General features: G+C 39.6%; 17 protein-coding genes. 8 read left to right on the forward strand and 9 right to left on the reverse strand.

The annotated features are described in order from the left end of the window. Window positions 1-92: 92 nt before the first annotated feature. From ACL8WY_RS11590 to ACL8WY_RS11605, 4 genes are all read left to right on the forward strand, one after another. Window positions 93-1415 carry an undecaprenyl-phosphate glucose phosphotransferase gene (locus ACL8WY_RS11590; RefSeq protein ID WP_436514899.1) on the forward strand — a complete coding sequence of 441 codons (1323 nt, stop codon included), beginning with the start codon at window positions 93-95 and terminating at the stop codon, window positions 1413-1415. A 3-nt stretch (window positions 1416-1418) separates the two neighbouring features. Further along, window positions 1419-2432, forward strand: a complete 1014-nt coding sequence (gene galE / locus ACL8WY_RS11595; RefSeq protein WP_436514900.1) for a UDP-glucose 4-epimerase GalE — start codon at window positions 1419-1421, stop codon at window positions 2430-2432. 104 nt (window positions 2433-2536) lie between these two features. After that, entirely contained in the window at window positions 2537-3625 is a 1089-nt protein-coding gene (locus ACL8WY_RS11600; RefSeq protein WP_436514901.1) for a glycosyltransferase family 4 protein, read from the forward strand. Window positions 3626-3661: 36 nt separating this feature from the next. Beyond that, window positions 3662-4669, forward strand: coding sequence for a phenylalanine--tRNA ligase subunit alpha (locus ACL8WY_RS11605; RefSeq protein WP_436514902.1), 1008 nt, complete (start codon window positions 3662-3664; stop codon window positions 4667-4669). On the opposite strand, the gene ACL8WY_RS11610 is transcribed toward ACL8WY_RS11605, so the two are convergent. The 6 genes from ACL8WY_RS11610 to ACL8WY_RS11635 are packed head-to-tail and all read right to left on the reverse strand — an operon-like array spanning window position 4666 to window position 10631. After that, window positions 4666-5628 carry an AAA family ATPase gene (locus tag ACL8WY_RS11610; protein WP_436514903.1) on the reverse strand — a complete coding sequence of 321 codons (963 nt, stop codon included), beginning with the start codon at window positions 5626-5628 and terminating at the stop codon, window positions 4666-4668. The genes ACL8WY_RS11605 and ACL8WY_RS11610 overlap by 4 nt on opposite strands. A gap of 44 nt (window positions 5629-5672) precedes the next feature. Continuing rightward, window positions 5673-7022, reverse strand: a complete 1350-nt coding sequence (locus tag ACL8WY_RS11615) for a foldase protein PrsA (RefSeq protein WP_436514904.1) — start codon at window positions 7020-7022, stop codon at window positions 5673-5675. After that, entirely contained in the window at window positions 6976-7833 is an 858-nt protein-coding gene (locus ACL8WY_RS11620; protein ID WP_436514905.1) for a hypothetical protein, read from the reverse strand. Before ACL8WY_RS11620 ends, ACL8WY_RS11615 begins: the two co-directional genes overlap by 47 nt. Continuing rightward, window positions 7834-8244 carry an ATP-binding protein gene (locus tag ACL8WY_RS11625; protein WP_436514906.1) on the reverse strand — a complete coding sequence of 137 codons (411 nt, stop codon included), beginning with the start codon at window positions 8242-8244 and terminating at the stop codon, window positions 7834-7836. Then, on the reverse strand, window positions 8237-8578 hold the full coding sequence (locus ACL8WY_RS11630) for an STAS domain-containing protein (RefSeq protein WP_436514907.1): 342 nt from the start codon (window positions 8576-8578) through the stop codon (window positions 8237-8239). The genes ACL8WY_RS11625 and ACL8WY_RS11630 overlap by 8 nt, the downstream gene beginning before the upstream one ends. After that, window positions 8571-10631: a GAF domain-containing SpoIIE family protein phosphatase gene (locus tag ACL8WY_RS11635; RefSeq protein WP_436514908.1), complete on the reverse strand. Its 2061-nt coding sequence runs from the start codon at window positions 10629-10631 to the stop codon at window positions 8571-8573. Before ACL8WY_RS11635 ends, ACL8WY_RS11630 begins: the two co-directional genes overlap by 8 nt. 115 nt (window positions 10632-10746) lie before the next feature. On the opposite strand from ACL8WY_RS11635, the gene ACL8WY_RS11640 reads away from it, so the two are divergent. Genes ACL8WY_RS11640 through ACL8WY_RS11650 form a run of 3 tightly spaced genes read left to right on the forward strand, consistent with a single transcriptional unit; the run spans window position 10747 to window position 15934 of the window. Next, the gene (locus ACL8WY_RS11640) at window positions 10747-13395 is read left to right on the forward strand and encodes a TonB-dependent receptor (protein WP_436514909.1); all 2649 of its coding nucleotides are present in this window, start codon (window positions 10747-10749) and stop codon (window positions 13393-13395) included. Further along, entirely contained in the window at window positions 13395-14429 is a 1035-nt protein-coding gene (locus ACL8WY_RS11645) for a DUF4249 domain-containing protein (protein WP_436514910.1), read from the forward strand. Before ACL8WY_RS11640 ends, ACL8WY_RS11645 begins: the two co-directional genes overlap by 1 nt. Continuing rightward, window positions 14426-15934, forward strand: coding sequence for a hypothetical protein (locus ACL8WY_RS11650; protein ID WP_436514911.1), 1509 nt, complete (start codon window positions 14426-14428; stop codon window positions 15932-15934). The genes ACL8WY_RS11645 and ACL8WY_RS11650 overlap by 4 nt, the downstream gene beginning before the upstream one ends. On the opposite strand, the gene ACL8WY_RS11655 is transcribed toward ACL8WY_RS11650, so the two are convergent. Further along, window positions 15915-16391, reverse strand: coding sequence for a GAF domain-containing protein (locus ACL8WY_RS11655; RefSeq protein WP_436514912.1), 477 nt, complete (start codon window positions 16389-16391; stop codon window positions 15915-15917). The two genes, ACL8WY_RS11650 and ACL8WY_RS11655, sit on opposite strands and share 20 nt — an antisense overlap. Next, the gene (gene ribD, locus ACL8WY_RS11660) at window positions 16384-17409 is read right to left on the reverse strand and encodes a bifunctional diaminohydroxyphosphoribosylaminopyrimidine deaminase/5-amino-6-(5-phosphoribosylamino)uracil reductase RibD (RefSeq protein WP_436514913.1); all 1026 of its coding nucleotides are present in this window, start codon (window positions 17407-17409) and stop codon (window positions 16384-16386) included. The genes ACL8WY_RS11655 and ribD overlap by 8 nt, the downstream gene beginning before the upstream one ends. A gap of 23 nt (window positions 17410-17432) precedes the next feature. Here ribD and prmC point away from each other — a divergent pair, with 23 nt between their 5' ends. Further along, window positions 17433-18278 carry a peptide chain release factor N(5)-glutamine methyltransferase gene (gene prmC / locus ACL8WY_RS11665; RefSeq protein WP_436514915.1) on the forward strand — a complete coding sequence of 282 codons (846 nt, stop codon included), beginning with the start codon at window positions 17433-17435 and terminating at the stop codon, window positions 18276-18278. Here prmC and ACL8WY_RS11670 read toward each other — a convergent pair. Beyond that, window positions 18256-20463, reverse strand: a complete 2208-nt coding sequence (locus ACL8WY_RS11670) for a DUF5916 domain-containing protein (RefSeq protein WP_436514916.1) — start codon at window positions 20461-20463, stop codon at window positions 18256-18258. The two genes, prmC and ACL8WY_RS11670, sit on opposite strands and share 23 nt — an antisense overlap. Between the last annotated feature and the right edge of the window lie 167 nt (window positions 20464-20630).

A 20630-nucleotide genomic window follows, 5' to 3' on the forward strand; every position in this document is an offset into this window, starting at 1 on the left:
AGCTAAAGCAGTTAGTAGTATATTTGTGTGTATTTCAGACATCAATGCCATCTCACCAAAGATATTCTCAATATTTCCCAACCTTATTTCTGTTGACAGATTTAGGATGCTTGAATATTGGAGTGTTTATCTCTAATCAATATAGCTTTGGATATTTGATTCCAAGCTATGAATATCAGGTACTTCAGCTTTTATTAAATGTAATTTGGATTGGGGTATTCTTTAGTTCTCGACTACAGGAAATAAATAGAAACTCCAGGCTTCTGGATCACCTCAATAAAGTACTCACAGGTTTAGTAATTAACCTTTCCATTGTATTTGCTTTATGGTTTGCACTTGAGCCTGTAGATTATTCTAGGAAGTACCTCTTCATTACGTATTTAATTTTTTCAGTAGCAATACTCTTTTGGAGAAGTATCTGGCACTATGTGATTCGATACTACCGTATCAAAGGTTATAATATCAGACGAGTTGTTATAATTGGAAAAGGAGACTTGTCCGATTCATTGACCCAATATTTCAAAGAGTCTCCAGAGCTTGGGTATCAGCTCGTAGGCATTGTGGATGACAATGAACAAGCTGATGAAAAACTCAAAAACTTTGAGGAGTATACCGTTCAAAATAGAGCAGACGTTGTATTTTGTTGCCTGCCACATCTTCAGGATGAGCAAGTAAAGGATGTGATAGATTTTGCGGAAAATAATCTGATCAAAGTCAATCTAATATCACAATTCAGTAGACTTTTGAACTACAACCTCTCGATTGAACAATTTGGGAATATCCCGATAATTAATGTTAATTCAATTCCGTTGGATAGCCTGATAAATAGATTTATCAAGCGGATATTCGATCTCGTATTTTCCGGTATTTTTATTATACTAATTCTCTCGTGGCTTATCCCAATTATTGGCATACTGATAAAAATGGAATCCAAGGGCCCTATTTTTTTTAAGCAGAAAAGACATGGAAAAGACAATAATTTCTTTTTATGCTGGAAATTTCGAACCATGACGTTTAAAAAAAATGCAGAATTTAAGCAAGCCACAAAAAACGACAATCGAATCACCAAAATTGGAGCGATTCTTAGGAAGACGTCAATTGATGAACTGCCTCAATTCATCAATGTGTTTTTAGGTGATATGTCAGTAGTCGGGCCAAGACCACACCCAATCAAGTTGAATGAAGAATTTCAACCTAAAATTGATCGATTCTGGCAGAGACACGCAGTTAAGCCAGGGATTACTGGACTAGCACAAGCAAAAGGATTTAGAGGTGAGACAGCTGAATTGAGTGATATGAGCGGACGCGTAAAACTTGATCGATTTTATGTGAAAAATTGGTCATTGGTCCTAGATTTTAAGATCATTCTTTTAACCGCCCTATCCATCATTAAGGGAGATCAAAACGCCTATTAATCAATGAAAAATGTGCTCGTGACAGGAGGGCTTGGTTTTATTGGCTCTCATACCTGCGTAGAATTGCTTGAATTGGGATGTGATTTGACAATAATTGATAACCTGTCTAATACGAGCATACAAGTCAAAGATCAAATCAAAAAAATAACCGGTAAAACGTTTGACTTTATCAACCTTGATCTAACTGACTCAGCCAATCTGGATTCTATCTTTTCAACAAGAAATATTGAGGCTGTGATTCACTTTGCGGCCTTTAAAGCCGTAGGAGATTCTGTAGAAATGCCAATATCCTACTACAGAAACAACTTGCTATCTCTATTAAATATTCTTGAGATGTGCGAAAAGTATACTGTAAACAAGCTTGTCTTTTCATCATCATGCACAGTTTATGGGCAGCCAGAAACACTTCCAGTTACCGAATCTTCCCCTAAACAATCTGCGGAATCTCCATATGGGAATACAAAACAGATTTGTGAGGAGATAATTGAGGATTTTTGCCGAAGTAATAAAGACTTTAAAGCTGTTTCACTTCGGTATTTTAATCCTACAGGTGCTCACGAAAGTGCTCTTATAGGTGAACTTCCGCTTGGTGTTCCTACCAATCTCGTTCCATTCATAACACAGACCGCTGCTGGCTTAAGAGAGAAACTAAGTGTTTTTGGTGGTGATTATAATACCGCAGATGGTACTTGCATCCGTGATTACATTCACGTGGTAGATTTGGCCAAAGCCCACATAGCAGCTCTAGATTACACAGATCGGATGAAATCAAATTACGATTTCTTTAATGTTGGCACAGGAATAGGATATTCTGTTCTAGATGTTATTAATTCATTTGAAAAAGTCTCTGGACTAAAATTAAACTATCAAATAGTAGATCGAAGACCAGGTGATATTGAAAAAATATACGCAGATACAACCAAGGTCAATGATATCTTTGGATGGCACACTCATTATGATTTAGATGACATGATGAAATCAGCATGGGAGTGGCAAAAGAACTTAATGAAGAAATAAAGCTCCTATTCACCTATAAAATTCACCTATTTGGCGAAATAGTTATAATATCCCTATAAAAATTCACATTTTTGAGGCTGGATTAATCGCCTAATTCATATAGAATGATTCTACCGCTTGCCATAGCAACGGCGTTCTTAGTAACGCTTACATTAATGCCCGTGATTATTCGGGTGTTCAGATCTATTGATTTATTGGATCGGCCGGACAAGCGAAAAGTCCATAGCATAAGTACTCCGAGCTTGGGTGGCATTGGAATTTTTGCTGGAATACTATTTGGGCTATTGATCTCTGTTTCGTTTACAGATTTGGCCAGTCAAAAATACTTTTTAGGAGGCACTATACTCATTTTCCTGTTAGGAGTAAGAGATGATTTATCCAGTCTGCTTGCTCAGCATAAATTAGTGGTTCAAGTATTTGCTGCTTTTTTAGTTGTTTTTTTTGGTGGAGTAAGGATTGAGGGTCTCAATGGATTATTCGGAATAGAGAGTTTCCCATGGCTCTGGAATGAAATATTTTCAGTGTTCATAATTGTAGTTATGACCAATGCTTTCAATTTGATTGACGGTATTGATGGTTTGGCTGGATGTATTGCTTTAATCATTTCGGCATTTTTAGGTTGGGCTTCATTTCAAAGCGGTTATTTTGTCGATTCCGCTATCGCCTTTACAGTGGCAGGAGCCTCCATCGGTTTTCTATTATATAACTGGTATCCGTCAAAGATTTTCATGGGTGATACAGGCTCAATGGTTTTCGGCTTTATGCTTACCTCCCTCATGATTAAGTTTTTGACAACTCCTTCACCACCTTCAGTGATTTTGTCTCCTGTTGCTACAAGCTTGGCACTTTTCGTGGTTCCAGTTTATGACACACTGAGAGTTTTTCTGATACGATTTTTTACCGGCCGGCACCCACTAGCACCTGATAGAAATCACATTCATCATGTACTTTTAAAGTTAGGATTGAACCATGCTCAATCTACTCTATGTCTGTCTGGTTATAATATTCTCATCATAACTTTTGCAGTATTCTTCCAAGAAATAGGAGAACTTTGGATTATGTTAATAGTATCTATTGTAACCGTTGGAATAGGTATTCTGCTGGATCGAAAGGTTATGAAAAGGGTAGCAAACCGACTAGAAAAAATTATCCCACCAGAAATTAAATTAAGCAAATCTAAGACCCCGGTTTAATTGCTATTTTTGCGATTCAATTGAATTGCAAAAAAGATGCTGGACAAGGTAAAATCACTTATTTCGGAAGTAGAAAATACTACTGCAAAAACTGAGGGAGAAGTAGAAAATTTCCGACTCAAATTTGTTGGGAGGAATAATGTTATAAATGACCTTTTTGAGGAATTCAAGAAGGTTCCTTCAGATCAGAAGCGTGAACTTGGCCCGGCGCTAAACAACCTTAAAAATCTGGCTACAGCAAAACTTAAGGAACTCTCTAATTCGATAGGGTCAGCAAAATCCGCTAGTTCTGATGTAGATGTAACGCTTCCTGGGAATTACGCATCTGAAGGATCTATTCACCCAATTTCTCAAACCAGAAGTAGAATTATTGAAATTTTTGAAAGACAAGGGTTCAATGTGGAAGACGGTCCCGAAATAGATAATGATTGGAACAATTTCACTGCTCTAAACTTTCCGGAAAATCACCCTGCACGTGAAATGCAGGACACCTATTTCATTGAAAAAGATCCGGACATACTTCTTAGAACACATACCTCCAATGTTCAAATACGGTTGATGAAGAAGAAGAAGCCACCTATCAGGTCAATTATGCCTGGGAGAGTGTATAGAAATGAAGCCATTTCGGCTCGAGCTCATTGCTTCTTCCATCAGGTAGAAGGACTTGTAGTTGGTGAAAATGTAAGTTTTAGAGATCTTAAAAATACGCTATATCATTTCTCCAAGGAGATGTTTGGTAAGGATACTAAAATACGTCTAAGACCATCTTATTTTCCATTTACCGAACCCAGTGCTGAAATCGACATAAGCTGCTTCATATGTGGCGGGAGTGGATGTAAAGTATGTAAGCAAACTGGTTGGGTCGAGATTGCCGGCTCAGGGATGGTAGATCCCAATGTTTTAGAAAACTGCGGAATAGATTCTACCCGATATAGTGGATTTGCTTTCGGTATGGGAATTGAACGCGTGACAATGCTCAAATATCAACTGGATGATTTAAGACTCTTCTCAGAAAATGATGTACGTTTTCTAAAGCAATTCTAGAGAAGATCAGCGATTATCTTATCTTCAGAAATTCCTTCGGCTTCAGCCTTGAAGTTTCTTACTATTCTGTGTCTGAGGACAGGCACGGCAACAGATTTCACATCTTCAATGTCTGGTGAGTATTTCCCGTTGATTAGCGCATTGCATTTGGCTGCTAAGATTAAGAATTGGCCTGCTCTTGGCCCTGCACCCCACTCAAGGTAATCCTTAGAAATATCATCGGCTTTTTCTCCATCAGGTCGAGTTTTGGCAACAAGGTTGACAGCATATTCAAAGACATTATCAGCCACTGGCACTTTTCTTATTAGATGCTGGTAGTTAATGATTTTTTCTTTGCTTACTACTTCGTTTATTTCGCTTCCTTGATCTGAGGTTGTGCTTTTTATGACTTCAATTTCATCTTCGTATTTTGGATAATCCAACTTGATCATGAACATAAATCTATCAAGCTGCGCCTCTGGTAGCGGATAAGTACCTTCTTGTTCAATGGGATTTTGTGTTGCCAAAACAAAGAAGGGTTTATCCAAATCATAGTTTGCTCCAGCGATTGTCACCGCACCCTCTTGCATGGCTTCCAGCAATGCAGATTGAGTCTTAGGAGGTGTTCTGTTAATTTCGTCTGCCAAGATTACATTTGAAAAAATTGGACCTTTGATGAATCGAAGGTTACGTTCTTTATCTAGTGTCTCAGCACCAAGAATATCCGAAGGCATCAAGTCGGGAGTAAACTGAATGCGATTAAAATCGAGTCCCAGGCATTTAGATACTGTTTGCACTAAAAGTGTCTTAGCAAGTCCGGGTACACCGACAAGCAAAGAGTGTCCATTACAAAAAAGTGAAGTGATTAGTAACCTGACAACTTCTGATTGACCGATGATTTTTTTAGAAATTTCGGTTTCCAGATTGATAAAATCTTGAGCCAATTCATCTGCGAGTTTAACATCCTTCGTTTCTGCCATTTATTTTCGGTGTTTTTCTACTTTGATCTACTCTTAATCGAAATCTAGTTGTCGATGTTACAATAATCGTACTCAGGATCGATTTCTATGAACACATTATCTCTTGCTTTATCAAACCAAAGGGATATTTTGCTATTCTTCTTTTGAGCTAAAGTTGCCGCTGCAATTTTTTGATAATCATCATTTAAATTGGCTTGGTGAGGAGCTATTTTGTCTTTGTAATAGATGATTCTGTAAGCATAGCTTCCGTCTTCCTTTTGAAACCGTATCGGCTTGGTGATGTTGCCAATCTTCATGGTATCAATGGTAAAAAAGATGTTTGGATCAAGAGTTTCAGCTGCTACGCGCAAAGCGCCACTTTCATCTTGAAAAAAGCCACCGGCCGAAGAGGTGAGCTGATCATCCGAATGCTCTTTGGCAGCTGATTGAAAAGTCATACTGTCTAGATTTATTCTGTTTCTTAAGCTGTCAAGAAAATTTTCAGCTCTGATGTAATCGTTTTGATCAGGTTGAGGTGTGATGAGAATATGACGGGTTTTGAAGGTATTTCCTCTCTTTTCCTGAAGTTGAATTAAATGGAATCCAAACTGCGTCTCTACAGGCATAGAGATTCCTCCTGGCTGCATAGATAATGCGGCGGCTTCATATTCCGGAGCAAGCTCACCACGACCATAAAATCCAAGCTGACCACCATTTGCTGCAGATCCGGGATCTTGAGAATATTGCTTCGCGAGGGCAGCAAATGACTCACCGCCTTCAATTCTCGAACGAAGGCTAAGCATCAGGTTTCGAACCTTATCCTTTTGCGTTTTACCAGGATCTGCTTCTTTCACTATCTGAGAGATGGATACTTCCGTGGAAAAGTAGGGTAGTGAATCTTGTGGAATATTCTTGAAGAATTTCTTAACCTCCGACGGAGTTACCTTTAGAGATGAAGTAAGTTCTGATTGCATTCGTTGAATAGTCAACTGCTCTTTGATATTATCAAAAATTTCAGATCTAATTTGTTCGATAGTCTTGCCGTAGGCTCTTTCGATCTCCTCTTCTCCTCCAAATTGCTGAGCCATAACGGACATTCTTCTATCTAGATTTGAGTTTACCTCAGAATCATCTACGAATATGGAATCAATCTCAGATTGAGCCATCAGCATCTTGTTTACTACGAGTTGTTGCAAAATCTGACACTTAGCATTGCTTCCACGCATTTGCCCTCTTGAAAGAAAGTCTAGGTACGATCGTTCTAACTCTGATTTTAAAATGATGTAGTTGTCTACTTTGGCAATGATCTTATCAATAGCCACCTCATCTGTTTGTGCCACAGCGGAGAGAGAAAAAAGAATAGTTGCACTAATTGCTAAAAATTTCAAACGCATTTGTTTGTTCTGCTTCTTCATAAATTTTCTTTTCCAGCTCCTTCTTCAGAGCAATTTTTCGTTTGTTGATGATGATATCTGCCACGCTTTCCCTAATAAACTCAAGCGGTGCAATTTCCCCGACAACTTTGTATTCAAATATTTTGAGGAAGTATATATAGTCTTCGTCAGATGCTTCTATAGAGCTATTTGTTTTCAAAAAAGCTACTTTATCATTTACATCCTTTAAAGGAGTTTCTAGCAATACTTCATCAAATTTTACCCAGACTGAATCTTCTACGAAAGCTTTTAATGCATGCTCGTTGGCGTATTCCCAAATCTGGGTAGTGTCTTTAGGATAGTTTCTTAAGTTTCTCCTGAAACGCCAAATATTGGGAGCTTTAGCAGGAATTTTGAAATAAATGCATTTCGCCAAATTTTGCCTGAGAACAAAATTCTCAGATTTTGCCTGATAATATTCATTTATTTCACTTTCACTTACCTCTTCATTCAGGTTAGCATCAATATGTTTTTTTTCTAACTCATGTACCATGAGTGCGTACTGATAATCCAATACTCTTTGCTGGATTCGTGCTTCATTAAAGTCAATTGCTTCTTCAGCTTTAGCAATCATCAGTTGTTTTTTTACCCAGTCCAAAATGAACTTTTCAACGAAAATAGAACTATCAGTTGAGGTAAGATTTGCAGGAATTAATCCATAGAGATCAGATGCCACCAAGGTTTTGTCACCCACTCGAGCTATTGTAGGCTCGGAAGTTTCTTCCTTGGGCTGAAAATACTGACAACTGCTGAGTATGAGTAGTAATATGTTGAAAATGAGGATATGTCTCACCTATGGATACAATTTAATAAGCCTGCAAATATTGTGATTCTTTTCAGTAGAGAACTCAATTTTGTCCATTATTCTTTTCACCAACATTAGCCCTAGCCCACCTTGTCTGCGAGTAGATATTAGCTCTTCCATTGAGGGAGATTCGTATTCATTTATATCAAAGCCCGTTCCACGATCTTTAAATGTGAATACAATTTGTTTCGGCTTAAATTCAATATTAAACTCAATTCTACTATCAGGATTACAATCATTGGCATGAATGATGAGGTTAGCACATACTTCATCAACAGCCAGTACAAGTTTATGTGCCTGGAGATCGGGAACCTTGTGTTCGTCCAGCATATCTGATGTAAACTGGCGAATCCTCACCAGTTCATCTTTATTGCATCCTATGGTTAATTGTTTACTCATCCAACGATTTGATCGCCTCTTCTTTTGTGTTTTCTATGGTTAATAGTTTCTCTAAACCGAGTATATCAAATACTTGTTTTACAGTTTCGTTTATTCCAAATAGCGCGAGTTCAATATTTTGCAGTTTAAATTCATCCAAATAGGAGATAAATACGCCTAAGCCTGCTGATGAGATATAGTCCAGTCCCGACAAATCGGCAACAATTTTCTTCTCTCCATTGTCCATTGCTTCTTTCAATGCATTATCAAGGTAAATACTTGAGCCTGCGTCTATTTCTCCATTCACAGCTATGAAGTGGATTCCATCTTTATTTTCGGTGCTTATCTCAGCCATTTTTCTTGTCTTTAAATTGGACTACTACCAAAGTATAATCATCATCAATAATCATCTCTCCTATAAATTGAGAGAGGTCATTTTTAATTCCTTCCTTTACTTGGTCGGGTTCTTTTGAGGCATGGGCGGTAAAAGATTCTTTTAGACGATCGCTACCAAACTGTTCTTCTTCTTGATTTTTTGCCTCTGTGATTCCATCTGTATATAAAAGCAGCGTATCACCAGCATGATAGCTCACCGTATTGCTATGAACGTAATCTTCATAGCTCGAGTTTCTTACCATTCCTAATCCCATGCCGTCGCATTTGAGGTAGTCTACTGAATTCTCATTCTTGCAGTAGAACAGGCTTGGACAGTGGCCGGCACGTGAAAAGGTAAGTATGTTTTCCTCTGTGTTTATATCAAAATATGTTGAGGTAATAAAGGATGATCTTTCAAGGCAATGACTCAAAGCTAAATTTGCTTTTTTGTTGAAATCTGAAGGTGAGATGCCTTGGTTGGCCAAGCTATGAAAAATACCCTTCATTTGAGCCATTTGAAAGGCAGCGCTGGTCCCTTTTCCTGATACATCACCTATGATCAGACCAAACCTATTTTCTCGATATTCCAGTATATCGTAATAATCTCCACCCACCTCATCGGCAGCCATTGAATATGCCGAAACGGTGAGATGATCATTGTTGACCAGCTCCTTTGGAAGCAGGCTTTTTTGGACGTTCTTAGCAATCTTTAATTGCTCTTTATATCGTTCGTTTTCGATGGACTCCTGGATCAACGAAAGATTCTCGAGCGACACACTTGCCTGATTGACAAATGTGGTAATGATGTTCACCATTTCTCGGTTGAACGCTTCGGACACCTCGTTGAGTAATACGATAAAGCCAATCTGCTTGTTTTGCACCATTATTGGCAGAGCAATAATCGATTTATATTTAGAATGCTTTAGGTCATCGGTCAGTTTACCAGGGTTTGCTTCGTTTTTAAGTTCGAGCCTTAAAATTGCTTTTATGGTTTCACTTTTAATCGTTGATTTGATTTCATCTACTTCTTCATCTTTGAGGTTTCTGATTACCTGTGTAATTCCTCCCTCTTCCTGCACTTCTAACCAGGCAGCATCCGCAAAGACTGCACTCATCGAACTTTCCAATAGAATCTCATACGTCTGATCTTTTGTTTCTCCTCTAGGTATGGATTGACTCAGCTTTTGGAAATCAAGTGCTTCTTTTAGCTTTTGTTCAAAAACAGAAGAAGTGGGAAGGTTAAATAATGTTACAAGGATTGAGATGACGGCATATAGAAAAAGAAATGCAAAAAGTCCGAGGATAAATGCCCGATCAAGCAGGTTCATGATCACCATATCTGTAGCAACAAACCAGCTTAGCTTTAATAGGAAGTGATACAGATAGATTCCAGATAATAGGATGAACAAAATGCCCTTCCACTTTTGCTTAAAATTGAGGTAGGCTACCCATTTAAGGTTGAAGACAAGTATGATGGAAAACAAACCCAGGATGACTAATGCGAGCTGAAAGTATAAATCGCTGAATTGGATGCCCAAAAAATCAAACAGTAATGAGGCGACAAGAGCAATTTCAAAAAAGCTCCAGAGCTTTAATAGATTCTTAGATTTCTGGTAGAGGATCAATCTCTTCCAAACCACCAAAGTAGAGACCATAAAAATGACTACAAGCCCCACGAGGATGTTGTAGAAAAAGTTAATGGTAAGCGGACTCTCAACGAGTGTGGTTCGAGCGAAAATTGAGAAGAAAAGCTGAATGGCAAGGGAAACAAGCGTAGTGATCAATCCTGTGATGAATACTTTCCAAAGCAGGTCTGTGAAGTTGAGGCTATCGGCCTTTGTAATAATGTATCGGTAGTAAACAAATGTCGATATGACAAAACCAGTGAAACATAGCTGAGGAAAGAAGTTGGAGAAATCCACCTTCATGTCGTAGCTCTGTACAAGCAATAGATAAATGCTGGAGCCTGTAAACAACAGCCAGCAGATTATTGCTCCGAGAAAGCTCAGCCTTATTTTCACCTTGTCTGACACGGTGCAAAAATAGCCATCTATGTGCTCATGGCATCAGTATACTGGGGGTTTACATGCTGATATTAACATATTTAAACATATACTCATTGAAAGTTCAATCATATATATTCGCCATGTGAGAGTTTTTTTACAATTTTTCTTACTCTTAATTGCTTATTCGGCTGTATCTCAGCAGCCCGAAAAAGGCTCATTCATTTCTCTGCTGGACTCTTTGGAGACGCATTCTGACTACAAATTATTTTATAAAGACCAGTGGATTCAGGGTATAACCTATACTCCCAAAGAAGCAGACATTCAGGTGCTATTGAATCGAATTGCCAATGAAAACGGGCTTTCTGTTGTCATCCGGGAGAGTTACATCATCATCATTCCGAAAAATCCGATGCTCTATGTAGATGAGAAAAATCTTATCGATCAATATGGCGATAATGTCATAGTGATTGATTCGGGACCAACCACTGACAAAATCTGTGAGGTGATTTTGAAGACTGTAAACGGAACAGATCAATCGCAGTTAATTGGTGTGCAGGTATTTTTAGAAGAGCTTGAAGAGGGAAACACTTCAGACGCTAATGGTGAAGTAATATTTCGCGTACCACCGGGCCTCTATACAATTAAGTCTTCTTATTTAGGTTTTAGCGATTCAGAATTTAAGATTTTGGTGAAATCCAATGGAGAAGCAAACATCGATTTATTTGAATCATTGACTCAGTTGGCAGAAGTCACAGTGAGCGCCAACAGGGTAGAAGAAAATGTAGAAGGAGCTAAAATGGGGACAAATACCATCTCAATGGAGATTGTAAAAAAATTACCTTCACTGTATGGAGAGGTTGATGTGATCAAAAGTGTGACGCTCCTTCCCGGAGTCTCAACCGGTGGAGAAGGCACACAGGGCTTCAATGTAAGAGGTTCAGATAATGATCAGAACCTATTGCTTTTGGATGGCTCTACCATTTACAATTCATCGCATCTTTTTGGTTTCTTTTCCAATATTAACTCTGAGGTTATTGGCTCGGCTACTCTATACAAGAGTGGGATACCGGCTTATTTTGGTGAAAGAGCCTCATCTGTTTTTGACATAAGCTCAAAAGAACCGTCTTTTACTAAACCCTCACTTGGTTTAGGCATTGGGTTGATTTCAAGTAAGATTTCCGCTGAGGTTCCCTTGATAAAGAATAAAAGCAGCCTACTTGTGGCCGGCAGAATATCTTATACTTCATGGATATTAAAAAGGCAAAAGAATATACAGGTAAGTAAAAGCGAAGGACAATTCAATGATTTCAATGCTAAATGGTCGACTAGAATAGGAAGTTCTGACAAAGTTTCTATATCAGGCTATCGCAGCTTTGATGAATTCAAATTTCAGTCAGACACCTCCTATAGTTGGATTTCCACTTCCTTCAATTTGAATTGGGACCATTTTTTTAATCAGAATCTATCAACTCGTCTGATTGCAGGAATCTCAGAGTATTCTTTTTTAATTAATGGACAGGCTCCAGACATGAACTATCGGCTGAAAAATGGCATCAAAGATCAGTCAATAGAAGCAAAAGTTTTTTGGGAGCCTCGCTCCAATATTAAGTTGACAACTGGATATAAACTATCTAACCAAACCATTGATCCCGGGACTTTCGAATCTCAAGCTGACGTACTAGCAGGTATGGATACTCCGCAACAAGAGCAGTTGAGAGTCCATGCTATCTATGGCCACAATGAGCATGAGCTCTCGAATGATCGCATTTCTTTGGAGTATGGCCTGAGAGTAAACCTCTATCAATATTTAGGTCAGCGAGAGGTTGGTATATATGAGGATGGTAGTGCTAGAACACCAGAATCATTGGAATCTACACGATTCTATTCACCAGGTGAAGTGATTGCGGATCAATTCAATTTTGAGCCCAGACTATCGGTTGGCTATAAGCTCAATTCACAAAACAGTGTCAAACTGAGCTTTAATAGAATGCATCAATACATCCATTCATTATCCAATTCAAGTTCAATCACCCCGATTGAAGTATGGAAGGCGAGTGATACATTCTATGAACCATTCAGAAACGATCAAGTATCAGTTGGCTTCTTTAGAAATAGTAAGAACGGAGCTTTTGAAACGTCATTTGAAATCTATTATCGAAAGCTTGAAAACATCATTGATTACAAAAATGCAACAACCATTTTCTTGAATTCCTTTCCAGAGCAAGCAATTCTAAGCGGTGACGGAAGGGCACGCGGAGCTGAAGTTTTGGTGAAAAAAGTAAAAGGAAGATTGGTTGGTTGGATGAGTTACTCACTGTCGAAAACTGAGAAAAGAATTCAGGGCTTGCACGCTGACGAAACCATCAATGGAGGAAAGTATTATCCTTCTGAAAATGACAGGCCTCATAAGTTTGTATTGGCTACCAACTATCAACTAGATAAGAGACTTCAACTCGGGATGAATTTTACGTATAACTCCGGAATACCATTCACCGGCCCTGATGTGAAGTATATTTCTAACGGAGTGCTGGTCACTCATTTCTCCGAACGAAATCAATACCGGATCCCAGATTATCATAGACTCGACATCTCGCTCACGCTAGAAGAGTCAAACAAGAAAGATAAAAAGCTAAAAGGGCGATGGATTCTATCCTTCTACAATGTTTACGGTAGAAGAAATGCATATTCCGTTTTTATTGGCGAAAGGGCGACCAGCTCGCCTACTGCTTATAAGCTGTCGGTACTCGGCCGAATGTTTCCCTCCATTTCATACAACTTGAGAATTAACTGATGCGACGATATTTGAAATATATCTTCTTCATTTTTGTTGGATGCCAGGAGCCAATCGAACTAGACTTTCAGTCCACGGATGAATACTTGGTCATTGATGGATTCATTACCGACGATAATGGCCCGCACGTAGTGAATATCTCAAAATCACAACCTTTCACAAATGATGAAATAGTCATATTTGAAAAGGTGCAAAATGCCGTAGTTACAATTACCGATGACTTAGGAAATGTGACTAATCTTAACAGATCAGAACCCGGAAGGTATGAAACTCCATTTTTCTTCAGTGGACAAGTAGGACGATCCTATACGCTGACGGTGGATATAGAGGAAAATACTTTTCAGTCAACACCTCAGCTTATTCCAACAAAATCAAGTTTTAGTTCAGTATACTTTCAACAAAGTGTAAGAGAAACAATCACAGATGATGGCGTTGTTTTAAGAAATCCCACGGTAGAATTTTTGTGTGATGTGGATTATGCAACTCAAAATAGCTATGCTGCGATAAGCTGGGAAAGCACCTATGAGTACAAAACAGTGTTGACTCAAACACCTTATGATTGCTACATTGATGGACAGAATAACGGTTTTTCGAGTGTCCTAACAAATGAATCGGTGAACGTTGTATCTACCTCCGAAGTGACTGTTGGGGAGCTATTGTTTGACGTTAGATTCAAATCTGCATTTTCCTTAAATGCAATCCTCTACAGTATGTCAGAGGAAGCTCATGATTTCCATTTTAAAATCAATCAGCAGCGAAGTTCTACCGGTTCCGTGTTTGATCCTCAACCATTCCAAATATTTGGAAACATCCGGAATGTCGCTAATTCTAATCAAACGGTGCTTGGATATTTTGGGGCATACGGAAAAGAGGAATCAAGAATTTTTGTTTATCCGTCGAACGTAGATGCACCTGAGCCTTTTGACATTTGTAGTAGAGTTGGTGGACCTGGGTTTCCACCGAATTATTGCTTCGATTGCGCAAGCTTTCCAGGAGCATATACCCAGCGACCACTTTACTGGGAAGATCAATGAAAGCAGTTTTCACTACTATATTATTTGTTGCCGTGTTATTGGTGCGGGCGCAGGGGCAGTATCATCTCATTACTGATCAATCATTTTATTTCTCAGGTGAGGAGATGAACGTTAATGTATTAAAAAGTGGCGCAGATAATTCTGAGGTCATCACTATGATGATGTGTCATGGAGGCCAATCCATTATCCAGGGGAACGTGCAAATGCAGGATGGCATTGCGACGCTGAGGTTTCAACTACCTGAAAAACTAAGTTCCAGAGTTTATTCTCTTCAAATATGGAATCAGTATGAGAGCATTGGATCCATACCTATTCGTATCAATAAGCGAGATGATGAAAACCCTACGAAAGAAATAATTGACATCAATAATGAGGATAGTGATTTTATAGCGGTTGAGCTGAGCGATACATTGGGGACTGCACAAACAGCGATTGCGAAAATCACCTCATCGAATACATTTGAGTGGTCAACCATGAACGTATCGATAACCAACAGGAGACCAAAATCCCACGTGCTATCGACAGGCAAACCACGGTCTGAAGAAAGTAGAAAAGAAGGTCTAGCAGTTCGAGGTTTTATAAAAGATGTAGATGGTAATTTGCTGACTCGGCATTCTTTCATGATGGTGGTGCCGATGGTAAATGATTTTTATACAGGGCAAAGCGATGATGAAGGATACTTCGAGCTGGATGTAGATGTCTCGCTTCCTTTCTTTGATGCGGTATTTCTTTCACTCTCTCCGCAGATTCATCATAAGATTCAGGTTGATCTAGAATCCTTCGGATGTAATGAAGCTGCTCTACAGAGTTCTGAGACTGTATCAGCAAAAAGAGAACTAGTGAATACAGTCATAAATGACGCATTTAGTCCATTGGATTTTACGGACATCAATTCGGATGAAGTAGTCAATTACAGCCAATTTTATGATAGGCAGGTACGACCTGCAGAATTCACCTCAGGCACTATGTTTCAGGTGTTCAATGATATCGTTCCAAAAGTTCATGTTAGAAAAAATACCTTTGGAATGTATGCGCTTGAGAGTACGACAAAACTCAAGGTTCCACCTTTGATCTTTATCAATGGAATTCCTACCTATGATTACGATTTTGTTTTGGACATAGAGGTAGATCAAGTTGAGTCAATAGGAGTGATTGCTTCATTTAAGAAGCTGAGAACATATTTTCAGGCCGGCAATGGCGGACTTATTGAAATCAACACGGTGGATAAAGATTTGATGCCTCCTGCTTCAGGGAATATTGTGCGATTAAAAGGAATCGATAAACCGCTCACAGAGGAAGTAGAAATTAATGGAGGTGAGGTATCCTTTTCATCCCTATTACTTTACAAACCCAGTGTACAATTAAAAAAAGGAGATTCAACATCGATTTCGTTCCATACTTCCCTAGAGTCAGGCAACTATTATTTCAATGTAACTGGAGTTACCGACGGTGGAGCTGTCTTTCATCAGTCCGTGCCGTTTGTCATTATCCAAGCAAATCAATGATTTGAGTTAGGAAGGTTTTATCAGTTTCATCAAAATCGCTTAGCTGATCACTATCTACATCTAACACACCAATGACTTTACCTTCTTTTCGAATCGGTATTACAATCTCTGATTTTGAAGCAGAAGCACAGGCAATATGCCCGGGAAACTCATCCACATTTGGAACGATCAATGTCTGCTCTTGCTCCCAGCTAGCTCCACATACACCTTTTCCCTTTCGTATTCGTGTGCATGCTACAGGTCCTTGAAATGGACCAAGCACCAATTCATCTGCTGAATCTACAAGATAGAATCCTACCCAGAAGAAGCCCATTCCTTCCTTCAAAGCTGCTGCAATATTGGCTAGATTGGCAACAAGGTTTTGCTCACCATATAGCAGACCTTCTATCTGAGGAATCAGCGATTGGTATCTTTTTTCTTTATCCGCATCTTGCAGGATGGTCAAATCTTCAGCCATGATTATTTCTATAGGTAATTAATTTATCGTTAAAAATCACTTCTTCTTCAGAAGCAATACCTTCTATTTTAGGTGCTGGAATACCACTTAAGAATGCTTCATCCGTGATAAATACCCGAGCTTCATCCCAACAATTTTCATTGATAAAAGAGTTCAAAACTTGAGAACCACCTTCTATGATTACAGACTGAATGTTTTGCTCATGCAGTTTTCGAAGGACACTCCATGGGTTGTTCATCTCCGTCTTGATCCATTCGATGTTTTTCTTTTTTTCTTCTTTCAAAGAATTGAGGACAAGAGTAGGAGCGTCTTCGTTGAAAAGGTTGCTGGTCTTTTTTATTTCCAAATTGCTGTCAAGCAATATCCTGGTTGGATTACGACCGCTCCATTCACGTGCGGTTAGCGTCGGGTTGTCATAGTGCGCGGTATTCTTGCCCACAAGAATGGCATCTTCTTCGGTCCTCCATTTATGTACCAATTGTCGAGATGAAGAATTGCTGATCCATTTGGAGTCATAGTTTTCTCGAGCCACAAATCCATCCAAAGTTTGAGCCCATTTCAAGATCACATATGGACGCTGATTTTTTATTGAGGTGAAAAACCGTCGATTAAGGTGCTCTGCTTCGTCTTGTAAGACTCCCAGGCTTACTTCAATCCCGGCATTTTTTAGTTTCTCCATGCCTTTACCATCCACTTGATCAAATGGATCTCTGCAAGCGATAACTACTCGTTTTAGTTTTTTCTCAATTAAAAGATCGGCACAAGGAGGAGTTTTTCCATGATGAGCACATGGTTCTAGCGTTACGTACGCTGTACACGCCGGAAGTATGGATTGATCTTTGACGTCTTTTATCGCATTGACTTCAGCATGAGCCTCGCCATACTTTTGATGATATCCTTCTCCGACAATTTTATCTTGATGCACGATGACACAGCCAACCATTGGGTTGGGCGAAACATGTCCCCGTCCGAGGGCAGCCAACTCAAGGGCTCGTTTCATATATAGACTATCATCCATTGAATGTGTAGTTTCGCTTTGTGATGCAAAATGTCAAGCAAATCTGGCAAGAAACAGCGAAACAACTGGAAAAAATTTACGAACCACGCGAGGCAGAAAACATAAGTTACCTGCTTTTCGAGGATGTATTCAATGTTACCAGAACTGATATACTAACCTCTGAATCAAAAAAGATATCGCAAAGTCAGCTTGATGAAATAGTAGATAGGCTGCTAAAAAGTGAGCCAATACAATATGTGACAGGAGTAGCTGATTTCTACAGCAGGAAGTTGTCCATAGCACAGGGAGCATTGATTCCCAGGCCGGAAACGGAGGAATTATGTGAGCTGATAATTAAAGAAAATAGTATTGACCAGCCTCGAATCCTGGAGGTAGGTGTGGGGTCTGGCTGCATCGCTATCACACTTTCTTTGGAGCTGGGAGTAAAAGTGTTTGGTACTGATGTTTCTGAGGACGCTCTTGCTATCGCCGGGAAAAATATAGCCGCACTTGAATCAAGAGTAACTTTGCTTAAAAGTGACGTTCTAGCAGAAAATCTACCTGTAGATGAGTTAGATATACTGGTAAGCAATCCACCATATATTCCTATGGCGGACCAACTTGAAATGAGAGAAAATGTACTGCAGTATGAGCCTGAGGTAGCACTCTTTGTGCCGAACCAGGATCCAATTATTTTCTACAAACGAATAGCGGAGGTCGGACTCAAAAGTTTAAAAAAAGGAGGGAAACTGTATTTTGAGATACACGAAAAATATGCAGACCCAGTAGTGGAATACCTTGATAAAAAAGGATACAAAGCTATGCACATCCATAAGGATATGCATGGTAAGGATAGGATGGTCTCTGCTATAAATTCAACCAATACGTAAGCTTAAATACTACCTGACGATTTTTGAGACCCAGATTATCCATCTCGTAATTGTCTGTGTATACGATAAATAGATCGGACATTGGACGATACCTCCATTGGAACCGTGTGAAGAAGTTGTAATTCTCACTTTGCGAATTGAACTGAATGGCTGAGGTTAGAAACATCGAATTTGAAAAACTGATTTGGGCGTTGGTTCTAAACAGATGCAAATTGGCTTGTCCGTATTCTCCGGGAAGATTCACCTTGTTGTAATTGTAGGTGACACTGAAGTTGCCCCATGGCTGTGTTCGGAAGTTTAGTGTAGTTGCACTGTTCCATCTTTCACCATTGAAGAACTCACCGTATTGAACCCGGAAGTTTAAACCCAGCTTCTTTCTTCTGTCGGTATTGTAGTTTATCCAGTAAGTAGCAAAGTGATAATTTCCAACCGGAAGTGGGGAAAAGTCATCGCCAAGTAAAGAAGTCGGAACGGGGAGGTTTACCTCTCGATCCTGTGCTTGGAAATTGATGGACGATGTATTCTTAAAATCGAAATCATATGCATAGCCATGTGACCGCTCATTTAATCCTCCTCCGTCTGGGTTGAGCCATACCATGTGCCAGGTTCGTGGACCATGCTGGTTGATAACACCTGACTTAGGGAAAAAGCGGTAGACAGTCCACGGATTTATACGTGTATATCCTCTTCTCTCTGTTTCTTCAGTTTCAGCATTGTAGTTTTCAATTCTTGGATTGAAGCCAAGCTCTGTGATGTAGTTTTCTCCTACCACATCAAATGTCCATCCGGCGCGTAATTTTCGGCTATTGTAGTTTCCGCCGAATCCATAAAAATGATTGTCTTTAAGATCTTCAGGTGTAAATGCGGTGTGATACCTTACTGTGTTGCCAAATTTCCCGTTGTTGGATAAGTAGGCAAACTCTAGTCCACCATTTCTGGCAAACTGGCCCTCAGCTAAATTCCCGCTTGCTTCTCTATTTATAAAAATGGCTTTGATTACTGATCGGTCGAGTACTTGCTGATGTACTGCCGCAACAGAGTAGTTTTGAGCGGCGATTGAATCAAACTCATTCGTTTGAACATTTAGTACCCCGATCCTGGTTTTCTTAGACACGTTTCCTGTAAGTCTTGCACCATATAGAATAGGTACTTGCTCGCCATCTATCAAGCCAATTCTACGGCTGAAAAATGGCGAAATCTGCCAGCTTCCGAAATTGGAAAAGATGTCCCCATTTTCAAGAAAGAAGTTTCTTCGCTCAGGGAAAAAGATGCTAAATCGTGACAGGTTAGTCACCTGTTGATCAACGTCCACATTAGAAAAGTCAGGATTAACCGTAAGGTCGAGATTTAGCGATCCGGTAATCGCTACTTTAGCATCCAGTCCTACATCAGAGCTTTTCTCGTAGCTTCTTTGTTCTTCTTCCTCAAAGTCTCGCTGCGTGCCACCAGACAAATACGGGATAAGAACCACTTTGCCACTTGCTTTTTTAGGGCTTTCATCCCAATCCAATGTGCCCATGAAGTTGAGATCTATACCTCCATAGTTAAGTGGAAACTGAGTCCATGTGGAATAAATGTTTCGTTCCATGTCACCTCGTATGAAGTTGATTCCCCATTCAGATTGATTGGGAGCATATCGAAGTGTTTTAAAAGGTATTGCCATCTCCACAGTCCAGTGATCGGAATAGCTTCTGACCGTCGAATACCATTTGTTGTCCCAGTTTTGATCATACCGAGTTCTTGGCCCATTGACATTGAGCTGTGCTTCTATCTGTGAACCTCCTGCATTGACACCAAACATGAAGCCGTTTTGCCTATTATTCATCGGGTCGATTACCAACGTGAAGTTGTCGCTGTTCCAATGCCCGTCATCATCATCCCTACGTAGCGATTGCACTACGCGACTGCCGTTATCATAGCATATTGCCAGTATGTAGAGAAACTCATCATCGTAGGTGACTTTGACATGAGTAAGGGCGTCGGCTTGTCCGGAATCTACAGGCCAATGGTTAATGAAATTGGGAATGTGATTGACACTTGTCCAAGCCGGATCATTTTCATCACCGTCTATGTTTATTGCCACTTTGCTTTTGTTGATGGAGTAGCGAAAGTCCTGGCGAGTCTCCTGAGCTATGATCTGTGCGGAAATAAGCAAAGCAAGAATTGACAAAATTAGCTTGGACATGGTAGTTGAGTTTGAGTTCGTATACCCGCATGCTGATGCTTAGTTGTCCTATTGACTGCTTTTTAGCTGTACACCCGAAACCACCTTGTGTAGTGCACATTTAATATGTCTAATGCAGCTTAGGGGTGCTTGTTGGTTGTTTGGCAGAATTGGATGGTTGTTTGTCG

Source organism: Ekhidna algicida (assembly GCF_051379705.1).
Taxonomy (GTDB): Bacteria; Bacteroidota; Bacteroidia; order Cytophagales; family Cyclobacteriaceae; genus Ekhidna.

Excerpts from the sequence above, each read along its gene's own strand:
- galE (WP_436514900.1), top strand. The coding sequence starts at position 1,419 with ATGAAAAATGTGCTCGTGACAGGAGGGCTTGGTTTTATTGGCTCTCAT.
- ACL8WY_RS11610 (WP_436514903.1), bottom strand. The coding sequence starts at position 5,628 with ATGGCAGAAACGAAGGATGTTAAACTCGCAGATGAATTGGCTCAAGAT.
- ACL8WY_RS11670 (WP_436514916.1), bottom strand. The coding sequence starts at position 20,463 with ATGTCCAAGCTAATTTTGTCAATTCTTGCTTTGCTTATTTCCGCACAG.
- ACL8WY_RS11650 (WP_436514911.1), top strand. The coding sequence starts at position 14,426 with ATGAAAGCAGTTTTCACTACTATATTATTTGTTGCCGTGTTATTGGTG.
- ACL8WY_RS11630 (WP_436514907.1), bottom strand. The coding sequence starts at position 8,578 with ATGGCTGAGATAAGCACCGAAAATAAAGATGGAATCCACTTCATAGCT.
- ACL8WY_RS11655 (WP_436514912.1), bottom strand. The coding sequence starts at position 16,391 with ATGGCTGAAGATTTGACCATCCTGCAAGATGCGGATAAAGAAAAAAGA.
- prmC (WP_436514915.1), top strand. The coding sequence starts at position 17,433 with ATGCAAAATGTCAAGCAAATCTGGCAAGAAACAGCGAAACAACTGGAA.
- ACL8WY_RS11615 (WP_436514904.1), bottom strand. The coding sequence starts at position 7,022 with ATGAAGAAGCAGAACAAACAAATGCGTTTGAAATTTTTAGCAATTAGT.
- ACL8WY_RS11605 (WP_436514902.1), top strand. The coding sequence starts at position 3,662 with ATGCTGGACAAGGTAAAATCACTTATTTCGGAAGTAGAAAATACTACT.
- ACL8WY_RS11645 (WP_436514910.1), top strand. The coding sequence starts at position 13,395 with ATGCGACGATATTTGAAATATATCTTCTTCATTTTTGTTGGATGCCAG.
- ACL8WY_RS11600 (WP_436514901.1), top strand. The coding sequence starts at position 2,537 with ATGATTCTACCGCTTGCCATAGCAACGGCGTTCTTAGTAACGCTTACA.
- ribD (WP_436514913.1), bottom strand. The coding sequence starts at position 17,409 with ATGGATGATAGTCTATATATGAAACGAGCCCTTGAGTTGGCTGCCCTC.
- ACL8WY_RS11625 (WP_436514906.1), bottom strand. The coding sequence starts at position 8,244 with ATGAGTAAACAATTAACCATAGGATGCAATAAAGATGAACTGGTGAGG.